Here is a 14,178-nt window from a genome sequence, read left to right on the forward strand (position 1 = left end):
CGCAGGATGTCTTCAGAGCACGGCGAGGTGGGAGGTTGGAAGCCGGTGGCCTGCCCGGCGCCCGGTGTGGGCGTAGGTGGTCACCGAGACGCCCTTGCCGTTCGCGCGGCCGCCGGCGATGGCCCGGAGGGTGGGGCCGGCGTGGTCGCGGGGGATGGCCGCCACAATGGGGCGGGACAGGTTCACGTCCTGGTTGGTGATCTCCACGCAGTAGGCGTGGGGAGCCGCGACTGCCACGGCCCCGCCCCCTTGGAGTCCCCACGCCGGTGCGGCCGCGCCCGCGAAGGGGCAATGGCGCCCGCCGAGGGGCAGATCGTGAGTCGCCCGCCGCTTCGGCAGATAGAGGTGATCCATAAGTGGCAATTTCCCATGATTACCCGAGAAGTAATCCGTAGGGGGCTATTTCCTGCAAAGCCCTTATGTGACTCGGGCATGATGCGCTGTCATATTCCTGCCAGATCGCCCCGTTCGTCTCGTTGTACCCATCAGGGGAAGGCAGGAATATGGGCAGGTTCAGGTACGGAACCACGGCGTCGGCCATCGCGCTGGCCGCCTTGGGATCGCTCACGGCCGCAGGAGGAACAGCTCACGCGGAAGCGGGCCAGGACACCATCAGCATGCTGAAGCAGGAGAAGACCCAGTGGTGCTGGGTCGCCTCCGGGCTGACCATCGCCAAGTTCCAGGGCTTCGGCTCCACGCAGACGGACTTCTGCAGCCGGGCCAATCCCTACTACGGCTGCAACAACCAGCCTGCCACGCTCGACGACATGGCCAAGGGGTGGAGCAGCCTCGGCATGACCCACACCGGCTCCGGCCTGAACAGCGCGGCCACGTTCAACCAGGTGTACACCGACGTCAAGGCGGCCCGACCGATCGGTGCCCGCATCGGGTGGACGTCGGGCGGGGGCCACATGAACGTGGTCTACGGCTTCGACACGGCGAACAGCACGATCGCTGTGGCCGACCCGTGGCCGGACACCACCACGTACACGTGGTGGAACTACAACGACTACGTGAGCAACAGCTCGTCCAAGTGGACCCATTCCCGCATCGGTATCTCCCGCTAAGGCAGGCGACATGCGCGACACCAGCGGTACCGAAATGTCCAAGTGGGCGGCCTCTCGCCTCTCCCGTCTGTCCACCGTCATCGCAGTGAGTGCATCCGCACTGCTGTCCGTCGTCGGTCCGACGCACGCGACCACGGCCAAGGATCCCCTCCCGGCCGACATCCCCGGCTACCAGGCCGCCCTCAACGCGGTGAAGTCCACCGACGTCCGCAACACCGTCTGCCGATTCCTGCGCACTCCGGTGCCCACCGAGGGTGCCGGCGGCCCGGTGCAGACGATCCCCGAAACAACCGAGCCGTGCCAGGGCCTCCCGGTCTTCACGATCAAGGACCCGGTGGCACTGAACGAGATCACCCCGGGGTTCGTCGCGGGCACCGCCAAGCCACTGCCCACCGAGGCGATCAAGCTGACGCAGCTGGTCTCCTCACTGAGCACCACCGTCAACGGCCGCAACGTCACCGTCATGCTCGCCCCCACCCAGGGCGGCGGCTGGCACCTGGCAGCCGTGCGAGACGGCGACAGCGACGCCACATACGCCAGCAAGGCCACCTTGGGCACGCTGGTCTTCACCGAACCGCAGAACCGCGGCTGGTACCAGCTCAAACTCGCCACCGTCGAGCCACTCAACGACCAAGCCCGGGAAGGACTGGGCGGCCAGGCGTCGGTATCGCTCAGCGACTACCAGAAGCTGGTCAAGGCCCGCTACGCCGACAAGCTCCCCGGCTCGGAGTACGACACCCAGGGCTACTCCAGCGGCTACGGTCCCGAGCGCACGGAGGACGACGCCTCGTCATCCACCCTGCTCCTCGCCGGCGGTTCCGGCACGGCACTCGCCCTTGCGGGCGGAGCCGCCGTGCTCCACCGACGCCGGCGCGCAAGCACCCGCTGAGCCCAACCCCCGTACGCCCCCTCGCTCCGTCCCGGCAACCAGCCGGGACGGAGCGAATCCTTGTCCAGCCGGACCGCCACTACCGGGCATTGCAAAGCCTGCAGGGCCTCCATGCCGCCCGGCCGAGCGCAGACTTCCCCTGCGGCTGCTGCCTCCTGACCCTGACCCCGGAGGTGTACGTAGGCAGCGGCGGAGGCCTTCGAGCAGGCCAGCCGCGCTCCGGGCGAGCGCTCCCTGGCCGGGCAGGCACGGGCCGGATGGCGGGCCTCCGCGCGCGCGGCTGACCCGTGCCAGCGCAGACCACGCGGCTGCTTCTGGAGTTCCTCACCCGGCGCGCCGGGTCGGGGCTAGCCCGGCCCCACGTGAGCCGGCAGGTCGATGACCGGGAGGGGGTCGTAGGGCGGCCAGAGCAGGGTGACCTGGTAGCTCATGCTGTTCACCAGGACGTCCTGCAGTGCGAACCGGCCCCGCAGGACGAGGCACCGGGGCGGAGGGTCCGCAGGCAGCTGCTGCTGGGTCTCCAGGGCGACAGTGGCGAAGTCGATGCCGTGACAGGTGGTCTCGTCGTCCTGGTGAACAACCGTCTGCACCTCGGCGATGACGGCTACGTCGGGGGTCAGCTCCTGCGGGTACTGCTTGACCCGCGTTCCCGAGTGCGGCAGGAATGAAGCGAAGTCGATACTCACGAGCTGCCCGCCCACCCCGGCCACGTCGGCGTTGATCCAGCCCGTGTAGACCTCCAGGAGGGCAGGTTCGCCCCGCACGTCCTGAACCCGCGACTCGACGTGCCCGACGTGATGGACACGGCCGACGGGGAAGACACCCAGCGTCATACGACCAGCCTGACAGCCCTGTCGCGGGGGTGCATCTCGTGCCTAGGCGGAGGTGAAGCCCGAGCCGGCAGATCCGCGACGGCATGGCGCCCGGCCGGACCACGCACGCGGTGATGCCGCCGGCCATGGCCGTGCCGATGGTGACGACGTCGTTCGCGATCGTCTCCGAGCTCTGCGCGGCGCCCGTCGGCGATTCCAACGTCGTGCCCATTACCGCAACTCACACCGCTAGGGCGTGTGTCGAAAGTGGATCAAGCGGTCGCTGACTGGGCGGGTGATGGGGCAGCGCGTATTCTCCCAAGGTCTTGATCGTTTGCGCTTGGAGAACTCGTATGAGCTTGGATCTGGTGCCCGTCGACCGCGAGCCGGCCGCCGGGGCTGTCCTACTGACCGGCATCCCGGGGAGTGGGAAGTCGACGGTGGCCGCTGCGCTGGCCGGCCGGTTCCGGATGGCGGCCCATATCGAGGTGGACGCACTCCAGCAGATGATCGTCAGCGGTGGGCAATGGCCCTCACCGGCCGCGAACGCGGAAGCCGACCGGCAGATTTTCCTGCGGGCCCGCAACGCGTGCCTTCTGGCGGACAGCTTCGTGCGGGCCGGTTTCATCCCGGTGCTCGATGATGTCGTGGTCCGTCGTTCCCACCTTGACTTCTACCGCATGACGCTGGCGGCCGTGCCGCTCCACATCGTCGTCCTCGCTCCTGGCCCGGCAACGGCGTGGCGGCGCAACCAGGCTCGGGAGAAGGCGCTGGCCGTGGACTGGTCGCCACTGGATGAGGCGATGCGCTCCGAGCTCGGGCAGCAGGGAATCTGGATCGACAACGCTGCGCAGACGGTTGAAGAGACAGTCGAGGCGATCCTGTCTGCGACCGGTCTGGCGTCCAGTTCTGAAGTCGATCAGCCTCTGCGATGATCGCCCGGTGGCGCGTGGAGATCTGACGGATACCCAGTGGGAGCGGCTGGCACCGTTGCTGCCCGGGGGCAAGAAGCCGGGACGCCCGCCGATATGGACGAGGCGGCAGCTGATCGACGGCATACGGTTTCGGACCCGTACCGGCGTCCCGTGGCGTGACGTTCCGGAGCGGTATGGCCCCTGGGGCCGGGTCTACGACTTGTTCCGCCGCTGGCAGCGGGACTGCACCTGGCAGAACATCCTTGCCGAACTTCAGGTCCGGGCGGATGCCAAGGAACTCATCACCTGGGACATCAACGTCGATTCCACTGTATGCCGGGCCCACCAGCACGCCGCCGGGGCGCGGGAAAGGGGGATCTGCAAAAGGAGCCGCCCGGCGGGGTCGGCACGGCGGAGCCGTACGACCACGGCCTTGGACGCTCGCGCGGCGGTCTGACGACCAAGCTGCATCTGGCCGTCGAGCAGGGCCAGAAGCCGATGTCGATCGTGATCACTGCCGGACAGCGAGGGGACTCTCCGCAGTTCGAAGCCGTCCTGGAGAAGATCCGCGTCTTCCGCCCCGGTCCGGGCAGGCCACGCACCCGTCCGAACCGGGTCCGCGCCGACAAGGCGTACGCCTCCCGAAAGAACCGCGCCTACCTGCGCAGGCGCGGCATCCGCTGCACGATCCCAGACAAGGCGGACCAGGCCCGGAACCGCAAGAAGCTCGGCTCGCGCGGTGGCCGCCCTCCGAAGTTCGACAAGATCGACTACCGAGAACGCCACGCGGTTGAGTGCGGCATCAACCGCCTCAAGCGACACCGGGCCGTGGCCACGAGGTACGACAAGCTTGCGGTCCGATACGAAGCGACCGTTCTCATCGCAGCCATCCATGAGTGGCTGTGATCAGCACATTCGATACACGCCCTAGTCCCATTTGTAACTGTGATGCGATGTCTGACCGTTACTGCTGCTCCACCACCACCGTCCCTCAACGCTGGGTACGCGTAACTCACGTAGTTGTCGGCTGGCCCGGCTCCGACCGTCATCCCGGAGGTTCTCCTCATGGCTCCCTCTCCCGATCGGAACCCGTTTTCCGCGCTCGGGCGCATGTCGGTGCTCGTCGCGGACGCCGCGGATGCCTTGGCCTTCTATCGAGAGGTCCTGGGCTTTTCGGTCCTGCACGATCAAACGGTCGACGGTTACCGCTACCTGCACATCGGCCTGTCCGGCCAGGGGCAGGTGGGCCTCTGGCTGATGCCCGCGACCACCGCGCGGGAACGTGAGCTGATCGGCCGTCAGTGTGGTGGACAGCCCCTGCTCGTCCTGTACACGGCCGACGTGCAGCAGACCGGCAGGCACCTGCGCGATCACGGCGTGCGGGTGTGGGACGAACGGGAAGGGGGCGAGGGCGGCTCCCTGCACTTCGAGGACCTGTACGGCAACGTCATCGTCGCGGCGGAGCTGTCCGTACGCTGACGGTCGCCGGTCCGGGCCGAACGACATCGCCGTGCCCCCTCGGCAGCCGTGGGGCCGGCGTGTCCCCATGACGACCGCCGACGAATACGAGACGCAGGTCGCGGAAGCCCAACGGGCCACCATGACGAGCTGGGACTTCAGCTGACGCTTACGGCGTGGTGCGCAATTGCCTCGCGCGCGAGTTCCTCCGCGACCTAGCCTCGTGGCCATGACGTCACACGATGCGACTGAAGGCTTCCGGATCGCTCCCAGCGGTACCGAGGTGGTGATCCGGCAAGAGACCGCTGACGATCACCGGGTCGTGCGCGAGGTTCATACGCGCGCTTTCGGCGACAGCGAGCGGGTTCCCGGGCTTGTGGAGACGCTTCGCGTCGCGGAGGCCGCGTTGACACCGATCAGGGCGTCGCCCGGCGCAAGGACAGGGCGAAGGCGCAGCTGGTGACGGCGAGGACGACGATCGGCGGCACGGGCAGGAGCAGGACGGATATCGCCAGGCCCACCAGTGAGGCGACGAGGGGGATCCATCCGAAGGCGGTGCGCCGTTCGACCAGTGCCGGGGCGTGCCGGACGACGGTGAGGGCGAGGAGCCCGCACGCGATGACGAACAGGGCCATGGCGAGGCTCATGCCCTGGACGATGTCGAGGGTGCTGCGTTCCAGACCGAGCAGCGTCATGCTCGACTCCCGCATGGCTGCCGAGGAGGCTCGCTGCTGAGGGGTGGGGTCGTCCAGCGCCGCCGCGGCCGCAAAGGCGAGGTGGCCCGTGCCCAGTAGGAGGAAGCCGCCGGCCCCGACCCTGAAAGGTCGCAGCGGCTTGGGCTGGGGCTTGCGCTCGAGGACGGGTGTGACGGTCGCGCTCACCGTGGCTCCTTGTAGTCGAACGAGGCTTCCCTCTACATGTGTAGAGGATGCTGCCCGCACTCTACACATGTAGAGGCCTGGTCCGTGGGAACGACTGCAGCTAGTGCTGTGACCGGAAAGGTTCACCGGGTCTGATGCTGTGCTGGCAGGATCGCTCCGTGGATCTTTCTGAGGGGCTGGCTGAGTGGACGGATTGGGACGGTGCCGCCTTCGTGGTGGGCCGCTCGGGCCTGTTCGCGGTCATCGCGGCGGCAGCCGTCAGCGCCGCGGTCTTGCGCCCGCGCGACGCGCTCCAGGCGGCCACCGCCGCGATGACCGCGAACAGGCCGAGGAACACCAGCCCCTGCGCCCCGAACAGGCCGCCCTCGCCGAGCGCGTCGCCCCACCGGTCCCCCAGCGGCGCGGCGAACAGCCGGTGCCCGAGCAGCTCGTTGGCGGCCCCGCCGATCTCCGCCGAGGAGAACGCCCGGTACATCACGAAGAACACCGGCAGCTGCAGCAGCACGGGCAGGCAGCCCGCCACCGGGGTCGCCCCGCGGAAGGCGGCCCGGCTCAGCGGGTGCAGCGCGAGCCGCACGAGCACGGTGAAGAGCACGATCGCGGCAGCGGTCGCGGAATCGGCCAGCAGCGGCTCCAAGAGCCGGCCCAGCTGGGCTACGAGATGAGTGAAAACGGACACGCGGGCCCTCCGAAGGGTCTCGTCGAACGTCGAAAGAAATGCGTTTCGGCGTGACGACCCGCGAGGGGCGACGACAGTGATCAGTCAGCAGAAGGCGAGAGGAACTGCGCGCCCCTACGCGGCCGTCGGGACCAGACGGCCGGGTGCCCTGGGCCGCGACCGGCCCGAGGCGTCGGGATCGCGCTGCGGCAGGAACGCCGTGCGCTGCTCGCGATCACGGATCGCGGTGCGTATTCGGTGCGGCGGCACGGGCCGGACCAGACGCGCGGCGGCGGCCATGGCCGCGGAGCCCAGGGCGACGGTGACCGACAGCACGGCCACCACGGTGCCCAGCCCGCCTTCGCCGGCGAACAGCCCGAGGACTCCCCCGAGCAGCACCAGCGGGCCCAGCCGGGCGAACGCCCTCGCACCCGAACTCCGGGCGAGCGCGGACAAGACGGCGAAGCCGGATACGACAGAGAGGGACGGCGAGGTCCCACCACCGCTTCGTTCCCCAGCCATGCAGACCACCCCCTTCCCCTCCCGCGCACGAACTCCCGTACGCCCGTGTACTCGCACTCGCGATCACACTCGTGATCGATCCTAGCCCGCACCATCGACAACGACCACGGGGACCGGATCGTCCCCGGGCAGCGGACCAGAGGTTGGACTTCGCGCCAGCCAGCCCCTTCACGTCACGAAGAGCAGCACGTTTTGACGATCCTCGCCCCGATGAAACCGGGCGATTCCCCCTAGCTCGCGTGGGCGGGCTTCACGCATCCGCCTCCGGCTGGTGGCCGGGACTCGCACCCTGGGGGTGCTGCGCGTGCTGTCGATGTCCGAGCCGCCCGTCCGGCGGGCTCGGGCCTCGATCTCGACCGAGGCGTTGTGGTCGGCGTGGTCCTCGTGTCCGCAGTGGATGCAGGCGAACAGCCGGCCGCATCCCTTGCGGGATTCGGGATCGACCTTCCCGCAGGCAGGGTTGCCGCAGGTCTGGGAGGTGTGGAACGGCGGCACGGCGACGAGTACGGACCCGTACATGCAGGCCTTGTACTCAAGCTGGCGGCGCCGCTCCCCGGGGGTGTTGTCGAGGATCGACCTGTTCAGCCCGGCTTTCGCCCGGACGTTCTTCCCCTGCGCCTCGGCACTGCCCTTCGCGGACTTGGTCATGTTCTTCACGCGCAGGTCCTCGATACCGATCAGGCCGTGGTTTTTGGCGAGGTCGGTGGTGAACTTGTGCGTGAAGTCCTGGCGCCGGTTGGCCCGCCGGATGGTGAGCTTCGCGATCTGGGTAATCGTCGTGCGCAGACGACGGCTGTACTTCCCTCCGCTGTGTTTCTTCGCGTAGGCGATCTGGCGTGCCTTGCGCTGCTCCAGCACTTTCAGCCGCTTCTTCTCGTTGGCGGTCAGCGTCGGGGGCATGAGCCGGGGTTGGGTCTCGGTGGACACGAACGCGGATGCGGCGACGCCGAAATCTACCCCGCACGACGGTTTCCCGTTCGGTGCGTCCGGCTTGCGGCCGGTGTGGACGCCGAAGCTGATGTGCCAGCCGTTGCCGTCCCGGGAGACCGTGGCGTTACGGATGGTGCCCCCGATCGCACGGGAGAGCCGAAACCGCAGCCAGCCGAGTTTCGGCAGACGCACCTCGGCCCATTTGCGGTTCAGCTTGCGGACCTCCACCGCCTGCCCGGGAAACGGGATCGACAGGCGGTGCCCGCGCTTCTTCCGCGCCGGAAACCCAGCAGAATGCGCGGGGTTCCAAAAGTTGTCGTACGCCTGGTCGAGACGGCGCAAGACCTGCTGCCCCGCCTGTGCTGGAAAGTCACCGATCCAGTCTAGATCCGCACGGGCGGCCGTCAACTGCTTGCACTGCTCCGTGGAGCGCAGGGTGTACCGACGCTGCTCCCACAGATACACCCGCTGCTCCAGAGCGACATTCCACAGAGCACGCGCAGTATGCCCCCACCCGCTCAAGACCTCATCCTGGACCGCGGTGGGGTACGCACGATACTTACGCCCTGCGTCCGCCTTCACACCTCCATCCTGCCGACGAGTTGCGACCGACACGGCCCAGATCGAGGAATGACGGACATTGGCCTCCCGCGACACCGGAATACTCGGTTCTCATGGCAAAAGTGATCACCGATGCACATCTCGATCAAATCGAGGAGACCTCGAGAATCGTGTCAGTCCCAGTGAGCACGCCTGCGCACCGCCTACTGAGCGAGGCCCCCACGACGTACGCGGCGCTCACCGGTGATCACCGCCCGAGGGCAGCTAGACGGCAAGCACGTCAGAAGGTCGCCCCGATCGACCAGACCGTACCCGCGTCAACGCTTGAGGGTTCCCCACACCACGAGCCGGTACTTGGAGGTGTACTCGGGCGTGCAGGTGGTGAGCGTGATGTACGCGCCGGGCTCGCCGTATCCGGCGTCCGGCTTGACCGTGCTGTGCGGAACGGGCGCGATCACCCCGGTGTCGCGCTCGCTCGTCTCGGCCAGCGTCTTCCCCACGACGTACACGTACCTCTTCCCCTTCACATCGACGATCAACTCGTCCCCGGCCCTGAGCCGGTTGATGTAGCGGAAGGGCTCCCCGTGCGTGTTGCGGTGCCCGGCGAGGGCGAAGTTCCCCTGCGCCCCGGGCTGGGCGGTTCCGACGTAGTGGCCGGCGTACCCCTTGTCCAAGACGGTCCGCCTGTCGACGCCCTCGGCGACGGGCACGACGACGCCGAGGCGCGGGATGCGCAGGACACCGTACGCGGCCTCGCGCGCCGGGGACTTGGCGGCGCGCGACGGCGCCGGCGCGGGGGCCGCCCCTTCGGGCGGGTCCGTGACGACGGGCGCCTCGGAGGGCTCCGCCGGGGCTTCGGCCGCGGGTTCGGACGCGGCGCCGGAGTCGGGCGGCGGGGCGGCGGACGACTCGCTCCACTCGCTCTCCAGCTCCCTGACCTGCTCGTGGGCCGCGGCGAGCGCCTGCCGGTTGGTCCACCACACCTGGTGCACCACCAGCAGCATCACCACCATGCCGACGGTGACGGCCAGTTCGGCCGCCGCCCACAGCGCCCCCGCGAGACCGGCCCGGCGCGACCGCCGGCCCTTCCCCTGCACCACGACCCGCACGTGATCTCGCACGGGCGGCACCCTAAGTCCTCCCCCGTCAACTGACCAGCCGCAGTACGGTGTGAACCATGCGCCCCGACACGCCTGCCGAGCACATCGCCGAAGCCGAGCGCCTCATCCGCACGGCGACCCGCTACCCCGAGGACCAGGAGCCCTTGCTCCTCCAGGCCGCGGCCCACCTCGAACTGGCCGACGCACGCGAGCGGGCGAGCACGCTCTACGACCAACTCCTCGCGGCCGAACCGGCCGACCCCTCCCTGATCAAGGCGCTCCAGGCCGCCAACCTCTGGGAGTACGGCCACGAGCCCGAGGCCCGCGCCCTGATCTCCGGCATCCGCGCGGCGGCCCCCTCGGACCCGGCGCCCTGGGAAGTCATCGCCGAGGCCCTCGAAGCCCACGACGAGCTGGAAGCCTCCCACGAGTGCTTCACGGAGGCGGCCACCCTGCTCGCCCCGGACAACGCCCCCCTCACCCGGGCGACCACCGCGCTCCTCACGGGCCGCCACCGCGTACGCCGCCTCCTCGGACTCCCGCACGACGACTGGGACATGGTCGCGGACACCCGCCACATCGGCCCGATCCCGCTGGACGAACTCCACGACCCCAAGCGCATCTGGGCCCTCGGCTCCGACGACCCCGCCGAGCTCCGCGCCGAGATCGCCCGCCTGCGCGCCGAGCTGGGCGACCGCCGCGCCGCGCTCTCCCGCCCGTTCCCGGTGGCGATCCTGCACTGGCCGGCGCGCGAGCTGGCGGAGCTCCTGACCTCGTACCCGACGCTGGCCGCCGAGTACCCCTCCCACGACGCCCACCTGGCACAGGTCGAAGCCTCCCTGCGCACCCTGGCCGCCTCGGGCACGACCAACCTGGGCATCGTCACCGCGAGCGTCCCCTCGTACGAGGCCTTCGCGGCCTCGGAGAAGACCTCCCCGTCCTCCCCCTCGCTCTTGGTCGAGTACGCCACGACCCTGGCGGCCCGAGGCAAAGCCACCCCGTGGCCCCCGACGGGCACGTCCACGTGCTGGTGCCAGTCGGGCAAGCCGTACGCGGAGTGCCACGGCACGAGTGAGTGAGTGAGTGAGTGAGTAAAACCAGTCACAACCTGACTGAAGTGGATCTCTCTCAGGGCTTTTCGGGTCACATTCCGACAGGTGTTGTCAGTCGGCCTTGATACAACGGGGCTGCGACGATCAACCCCCGAGGAGATTCCGTGACGTCTGGCAACCACCCGAGCCCTTCGAAGCCCGTCACCGGACTGCACGAAACGCTGATCACCACAGGGCTCGAGGAACAGCTCCAGGAACTCATCGCCGCGGGAAGCGTCGTCATAGCCGATCAAGTCAGCGGCGAGTCCTCTCAGCACGTACTGACCCGACACGTTGCCCACGCGATCGGCGAAGTCCTGAAGAGGCTGGCACCCAGCGACCAGGTGCACGCGGCGAACGAGATCCTCCGGTCCCTGAGCACGTTCGCGGGGCCCAAGGAATCCGAGAGCTGGGTCGGTCCCATCATGGAGGGACCGCGCCAACTCCTCGCCGTAGCAGGCAGTGCACCGTCCCAGGGCTACTCGATCCGACCCTCCACTCCGCTGTCCGAGACGGCCCTCATCACCAACTCGCCCGAGGACCCGAGCCTTGGCTCGGAGCTCCGGGCCGAGCTGGCCACCGCCGACCGCATCGACCTGCTGTGCGCCTTCGTGAAATGGACCGGACTGCGCGTACTGGAGCAGCCGCTCAAGGCAGCTGCCGCCCGGGGCGTTCCCATCCGCGTCATCACCACGACGTACATCGGCGCCACCGAGCGCAAGGCTCTGGACCGGCTCGTGCGCGAGTTCAACGCCGAGGTGAAGATCAACTACGAGCTTCGCTCCACGCGTCTGCACGCCAAGGCCTGGCTCTTTCGCCGCCGTTCCCGCTTCGACACCGCGTACGTCGGGAGTTCCAACCTCTCCAAAGCAGCGCTGCTCGACGGGCTGGAGTGGAACGTCCGACTGTCCGGCATCGCGACACCGGACGTACTACGGAAGTTCGAAGCCACCTTCGACGCCTACTGGAGCGAGCGGGCCTTCGAGCCCTACGATCCGGACCGCGACGCCGACCGCCTGGACAGGGCTCTCGACATCGCAGGTGGGTCGAGCAAGGACCGTGACGCCGCCCGCGTCATCAGCCTGTCGGGCCTGGGCATCCAGCCCTTCTCGCACCAGCGCGACATGCTGGAGCGGCTCGAAGTCGAACGCACGGTGCACGACCGGCACGCGAACCTGCTCGTAGCGGCGACGGGGACCGGAAAGACCGTCATGGCGGCGCTCGACTTCAAACGCCTGCGAGCGAAGCTGGGGCGCGATCTCCGTCTGCTGTTCATCGCCCACCGCAAGGAGATCCTCGAACAGTCCCTGCGCACCTACCGGGACGTCCTCGACGACGCCAACTTCGGCGAGCTGTTGTGCGACGGGAAGGTTCCGAAGGATTGGGAAAACGTCTTCGCGAGCGTCCAGTCCTTGAACGCCCGCACCTTGGAACGGCTCTCCGCAGAACACTTCGACGTCATCGTCATCGACGAGTTCCACCACGGAACCTCCCCCACCTACCGCAGGGTCCTCGATCACTTCTCCCCCAATGAATTCCTCGGGCTGACGGCCACCCCCGAGCGCATGGACGGTCTGAACGTCCAGGACGAGTTCTTCGAGGGACGCATTGCCGCCGAGATGCGCCTGTGGGAGGCCCTGGAGAACGACCTGCTCTGCCCCTTCCACTACTTCGGCATCACCGACAGCACCGACATGAGCGCCGTCGCGTGGAAGCGGGGATCCTACGATTCCGACGCCCTCAGCTCTCTCTTCACCGGCAACGAGGCACGGGCCCGACTGGTCGTTCGCGCCCTTCAGGAGAAGCTCAACGCACCGGAGACGATGCGCGCCCTCGGATTCTGCGTGTCCGTGGCGCACGCGCACTTCATGGCCGACTTCTTCAACCTCGCGGGGTTCACCTCCGTGGCCCTGTCCGGCGAAACTCCCCGTGAGGAGCGTCGGGCCGCTCTCGAAGCGCTGAAGGCCGGCAAACTCAATGTGATCTTCTCCGTGGACCTCTTCAACGAGGGCCTCGACGTTCCTGACGTAGACACCTTGCTCCTCTTGCGGCCCACCTCCAGCGCAACCGTGTTCCTCCAGCAGTTGGGCCGGGGCCTGCGCCGCAGCGAGAACAAGCCGGTGCTGACCGTCCTCGACTTCATCGGGCAGCACCGTAAGGAGTTCCGCTTCGAGGAGCAGTTCCGCGCCCTCACCAACCTGACGCGCAACCGGCTCTTGGCCGCCATCGAGAAGGACTTCCCGCAGCTCCCGGCCGGCTGCCAGATCGTTCTCGAGAGCAAGGCGAAGGACCGGATCATCGAGAACATCCGAAGCCAGATCAACGTGAACGTCGTCCAGCTCGCCCGAGAGGTAGCCGCGTACGCGCAGGCGGATCTGGCTGCTTTCCTCAAGGAGAGCGGCCGCCAGATCAACGAGCTGTACCGGGGGAACGGCAACTCCTGGACGGGCCTCCTGCGCCGAGCGAAGTTGCTCACCACCCCCGCACCGGAGGGCGAAGAAGTGCTCCTCAGGCGGGTCTCGGCCTTCCTGCACGTGGACGATCCCGCCCGAGTACAGGCCTACGCCTCCTTCCTCGACGACGATGCCCCGGCGTATTCCGATCTCGACGAGCACGAGCAGGCCTACGCCCGCATGTTCTTCTTCTCCCTCTGGCCGCTCGGAGCAGAATTCACCACCTACGAAGAGGCCTTCGCGTCCCTTCGGCCGCAGCACGCCTTCCGTAACGAACTCCGCCAGGTCCTGGCCCATGACTTGGACCGGACCGAACACGTCCCCGTTCCGCTGACCGGCGACCACGCGGCGCTCCCGCTGACCGTGCACGCTTCGTACAGCCGCGAGGAGATCCTTCCTGCCCTGGGGCAGGCGGCTCTCGGCGGCTTCCTTCCCGGGCACTTCCGGGAAGGCGTGAAGTGGTGCGAGGAGATCCAGACGGATGCCCTCCTGGTCACCCTGGAGAAGGACGTCAAGGACTTCTCGCCCCAGACCCAGTACAAGGACTACGCGTTGGGCGAGTTCCACTTCCACTGGGAGTCACAGAACAGCACCTCCGAGACCTCACCCACCGGCATTCGGTACCGGACCCACACGGAGGGGGGATCGCATGTCCTCCTCTTCGTCCGCCGCTTCAAGAAGACCGACATCGGCGGCCCCCAGGCGTGGATGCTCCTGGGACCCGCCGAATACGTCCGCCATCAGGGCAGCAAGCCGATGGGGATCGAGTGGCGGCTGCACCACGAGATCCCCGCTGACGTCTCCTCGTACTCCGCCATCGCGGGCTGAGGAGTCCTGGCCCG

General features: G+C 68.2%; 14 protein-coding genes. 7 read left to right on the forward strand and 7 right to left on the reverse strand.

The window, feature by feature from the left end:
- Positions 1-12: 12 nt before the first annotated feature.
- Positions 13-237, reverse strand: coding sequence for a hypothetical protein (locus DRB89_RS32140; RefSeq protein ID WP_112451738.1), 225 nt, complete (start codon positions 235-237; stop codon positions 13-15).
- A 266-nt stretch (positions 238-503) separates the two neighbouring features.
- Between DRB89_RS32140 and DRB89_RS32145 the strand changes: the two genes are divergently transcribed.
- Positions 504-1,067 carry a papain-like cysteine protease family protein gene (locus DRB89_RS32145; RefSeq protein ID WP_112451739.1) on the forward strand — a complete coding sequence of 188 codons (564 nt, stop codon included), beginning with the start codon at positions 504-506 and terminating at the stop codon, positions 1,065-1,067.
- A gap of 85 nt (positions 1,068-1,152) precedes the next feature.
- The gene (locus DRB89_RS32150; RefSeq protein WP_239516433.1) at positions 1,153-1,956 is read left to right on the forward strand and encodes a hypothetical protein; all 804 of its coding nucleotides are present in this window, start codon (positions 1,153-1,155) and stop codon (positions 1,954-1,956) included.
- Between the two features lie 347 nt (positions 1,957-2,303).
- Here the strand turns inward: DRB89_RS32150 and DRB89_RS32155 are convergent, their stop codons facing one another.
- Complete coding sequence (locus DRB89_RS32155) at positions 2,304-2,789, reverse strand: hypothetical protein (RefSeq protein WP_112451741.1); 486 nt, start codon at positions 2,787-2,789, stop codon at positions 2,304-2,306.
- A gap of 332 nt (positions 2,790-3,121) precedes the next feature.
- Between DRB89_RS32155 and DRB89_RS32165 the strand changes: the two genes are divergently transcribed.
- The 3 genes from DRB89_RS32165 (at position 3,122) to DRB89_RS32175 (ending at position 5,161) form a co-directional block, all read left to right on the forward strand.
- Positions 3,122-3,703, forward strand: a complete 582-nt coding sequence (locus DRB89_RS32165) for an AAA family ATPase (RefSeq protein ID WP_112451743.1) — start codon at positions 3,122-3,124, stop codon at positions 3,701-3,703.
- 7 nt (positions 3,704-3,710) lie between these two features.
- Positions 3,711-4,588, forward strand: a protein-coding gene (locus DRB89_RS32170) for an IS5 family transposase (RefSeq protein ID WP_204357869.1) whose coding sequence is annotated in 2 segments (ribosomal slippage) — positions 3,711-4,103 and positions 4,106-4,588 — 876 coding nt in all. Because the reading frame shifts where the segments join, the coding sequence is not laid out codon by codon here.
- Positions 4,589-4,792: 204 nt separating this feature from the next.
- On the forward strand, positions 4,793-5,161 hold the full coding sequence (locus DRB89_RS32175; protein ID WP_162688811.1) for a VOC family protein: 369 nt from the start codon (positions 4,793-4,795) through the stop codon (positions 5,159-5,161).
- A gap of 395 nt (positions 5,162-5,556) precedes the next feature.
- Here DRB89_RS32175 and DRB89_RS32185 read toward each other — a convergent pair whose 3' ends face one another.
- From DRB89_RS32185 to DRB89_RS32205, 5 genes are all read right to left on the reverse strand, one after another.
- A complete protein-coding gene (locus DRB89_RS32185; RefSeq protein ID WP_112451745.1) occupies positions 5,557-6,021 on the reverse strand; it encodes a hypothetical protein in 465 nt (154 codons plus the stop codon).
- Between the two features lie 100 nt (positions 6,022-6,121).
- Positions 6,122-6,700, reverse strand: a complete 579-nt coding sequence (locus DRB89_RS32190) for a hypothetical protein (protein ID WP_112463521.1) — start codon at positions 6,698-6,700, stop codon at positions 6,122-6,124.
- Positions 6,701-6,814: 114 nt separating this feature from the next.
- Positions 6,815-7,201, reverse strand: a complete 387-nt coding sequence (locus DRB89_RS32195; protein WP_239516434.1) for a DUF6412 domain-containing protein — start codon at positions 7,199-7,201, stop codon at positions 6,815-6,817.
- A 168-nt stretch (positions 7,202-7,369) separates the two neighbouring features.
- Positions 7,370-8,746 carry a transposase gene (locus tag DRB89_RS32200; protein ID WP_343234710.1) on the reverse strand — a complete coding sequence of 459 codons (1,377 nt, stop codon included), beginning with the start codon at positions 8,744-8,746 and terminating at the stop codon, positions 7,370-7,372.
- Positions 8,747-9,009: 263 nt separating this feature from the next.
- A complete protein-coding gene (locus DRB89_RS32205; RefSeq protein ID WP_162688812.1) occupies positions 9,010-9,813 on the reverse strand; it encodes a class E sortase in 804 nt (267 codons plus the stop codon).
- A 56-nt stretch (positions 9,814-9,869) separates the two neighbouring features.
- Between DRB89_RS32205 and DRB89_RS32210 the strand changes: the two genes are divergently transcribed.
- Positions 9,870-10,871 carry an SEC-C metal-binding domain-containing protein gene (locus tag DRB89_RS32210; RefSeq protein ID WP_112451761.1) on the forward strand — a complete coding sequence of 334 codons (1,002 nt, stop codon included), beginning with the start codon at positions 9,870-9,872 and terminating at the stop codon, positions 10,869-10,871.
- A gap of 137 nt (positions 10,872-11,008) precedes the next feature.
- Positions 11,009-14,164, forward strand: a complete 3,156-nt coding sequence (locus DRB89_RS32215; protein WP_112451762.1) for a DEAD/DEAH box helicase — start codon at positions 11,009-11,011, stop codon at positions 14,162-14,164.
- Positions 14,165-14,178 lie beyond the last annotated feature (14 nt).

Source organism: Streptomyces sp. ICC4 (genome assembly GCF_003287915.1).
GTDB lineage: Bacteria > Actinomycetota > Actinomycetes > Streptomycetales > Streptomycetaceae > Streptomyces > Streptomyces tritrimontium.

What these genes read in the sequence shown, in the direction of transcription:
- DRB89_RS32145 (WP_112451739.1), top strand. Translation starts at nt 504, where the DNA reads ATGGGCAGGTTCAGGTACGGAACCACGGCGTCGGCCATCGCGCTGGCC.
- DRB89_RS32155 (WP_112451741.1), bottom strand. Translation starts at nt 2,789, where the DNA reads ATGACGCTGGGTGTCTTCCCCGTCGGCCGTGTCCATCACGTCGGGCAC.
- DRB89_RS32165 (WP_112451743.1), top strand. Translation starts at nt 3,122, where the DNA reads ATGAGCTTGGATCTGGTGCCCGTCGACCGCGAGCCGGCCGCCGGGGCT.
- DRB89_RS32175 (WP_162688811.1), top strand. Translation starts at nt 4,793, where the DNA reads ATGTCGGTGCTCGTCGCGGACGCCGCGGATGCCTTGGCCTTCTATCGA.
- DRB89_RS32195 (WP_239516434.1), bottom strand. Translation starts at nt 7,201, where the DNA reads ATGGCTGGGGAACGAAGCGGTGGTGGGACCTCGCCGTCCCTCTCTGTC.
- DRB89_RS32210 (WP_112451761.1), top strand. Translation starts at nt 9,870, where the DNA reads ATGCGCCCCGACACGCCTGCCGAGCACATCGCCGAAGCCGAGCGCCTC.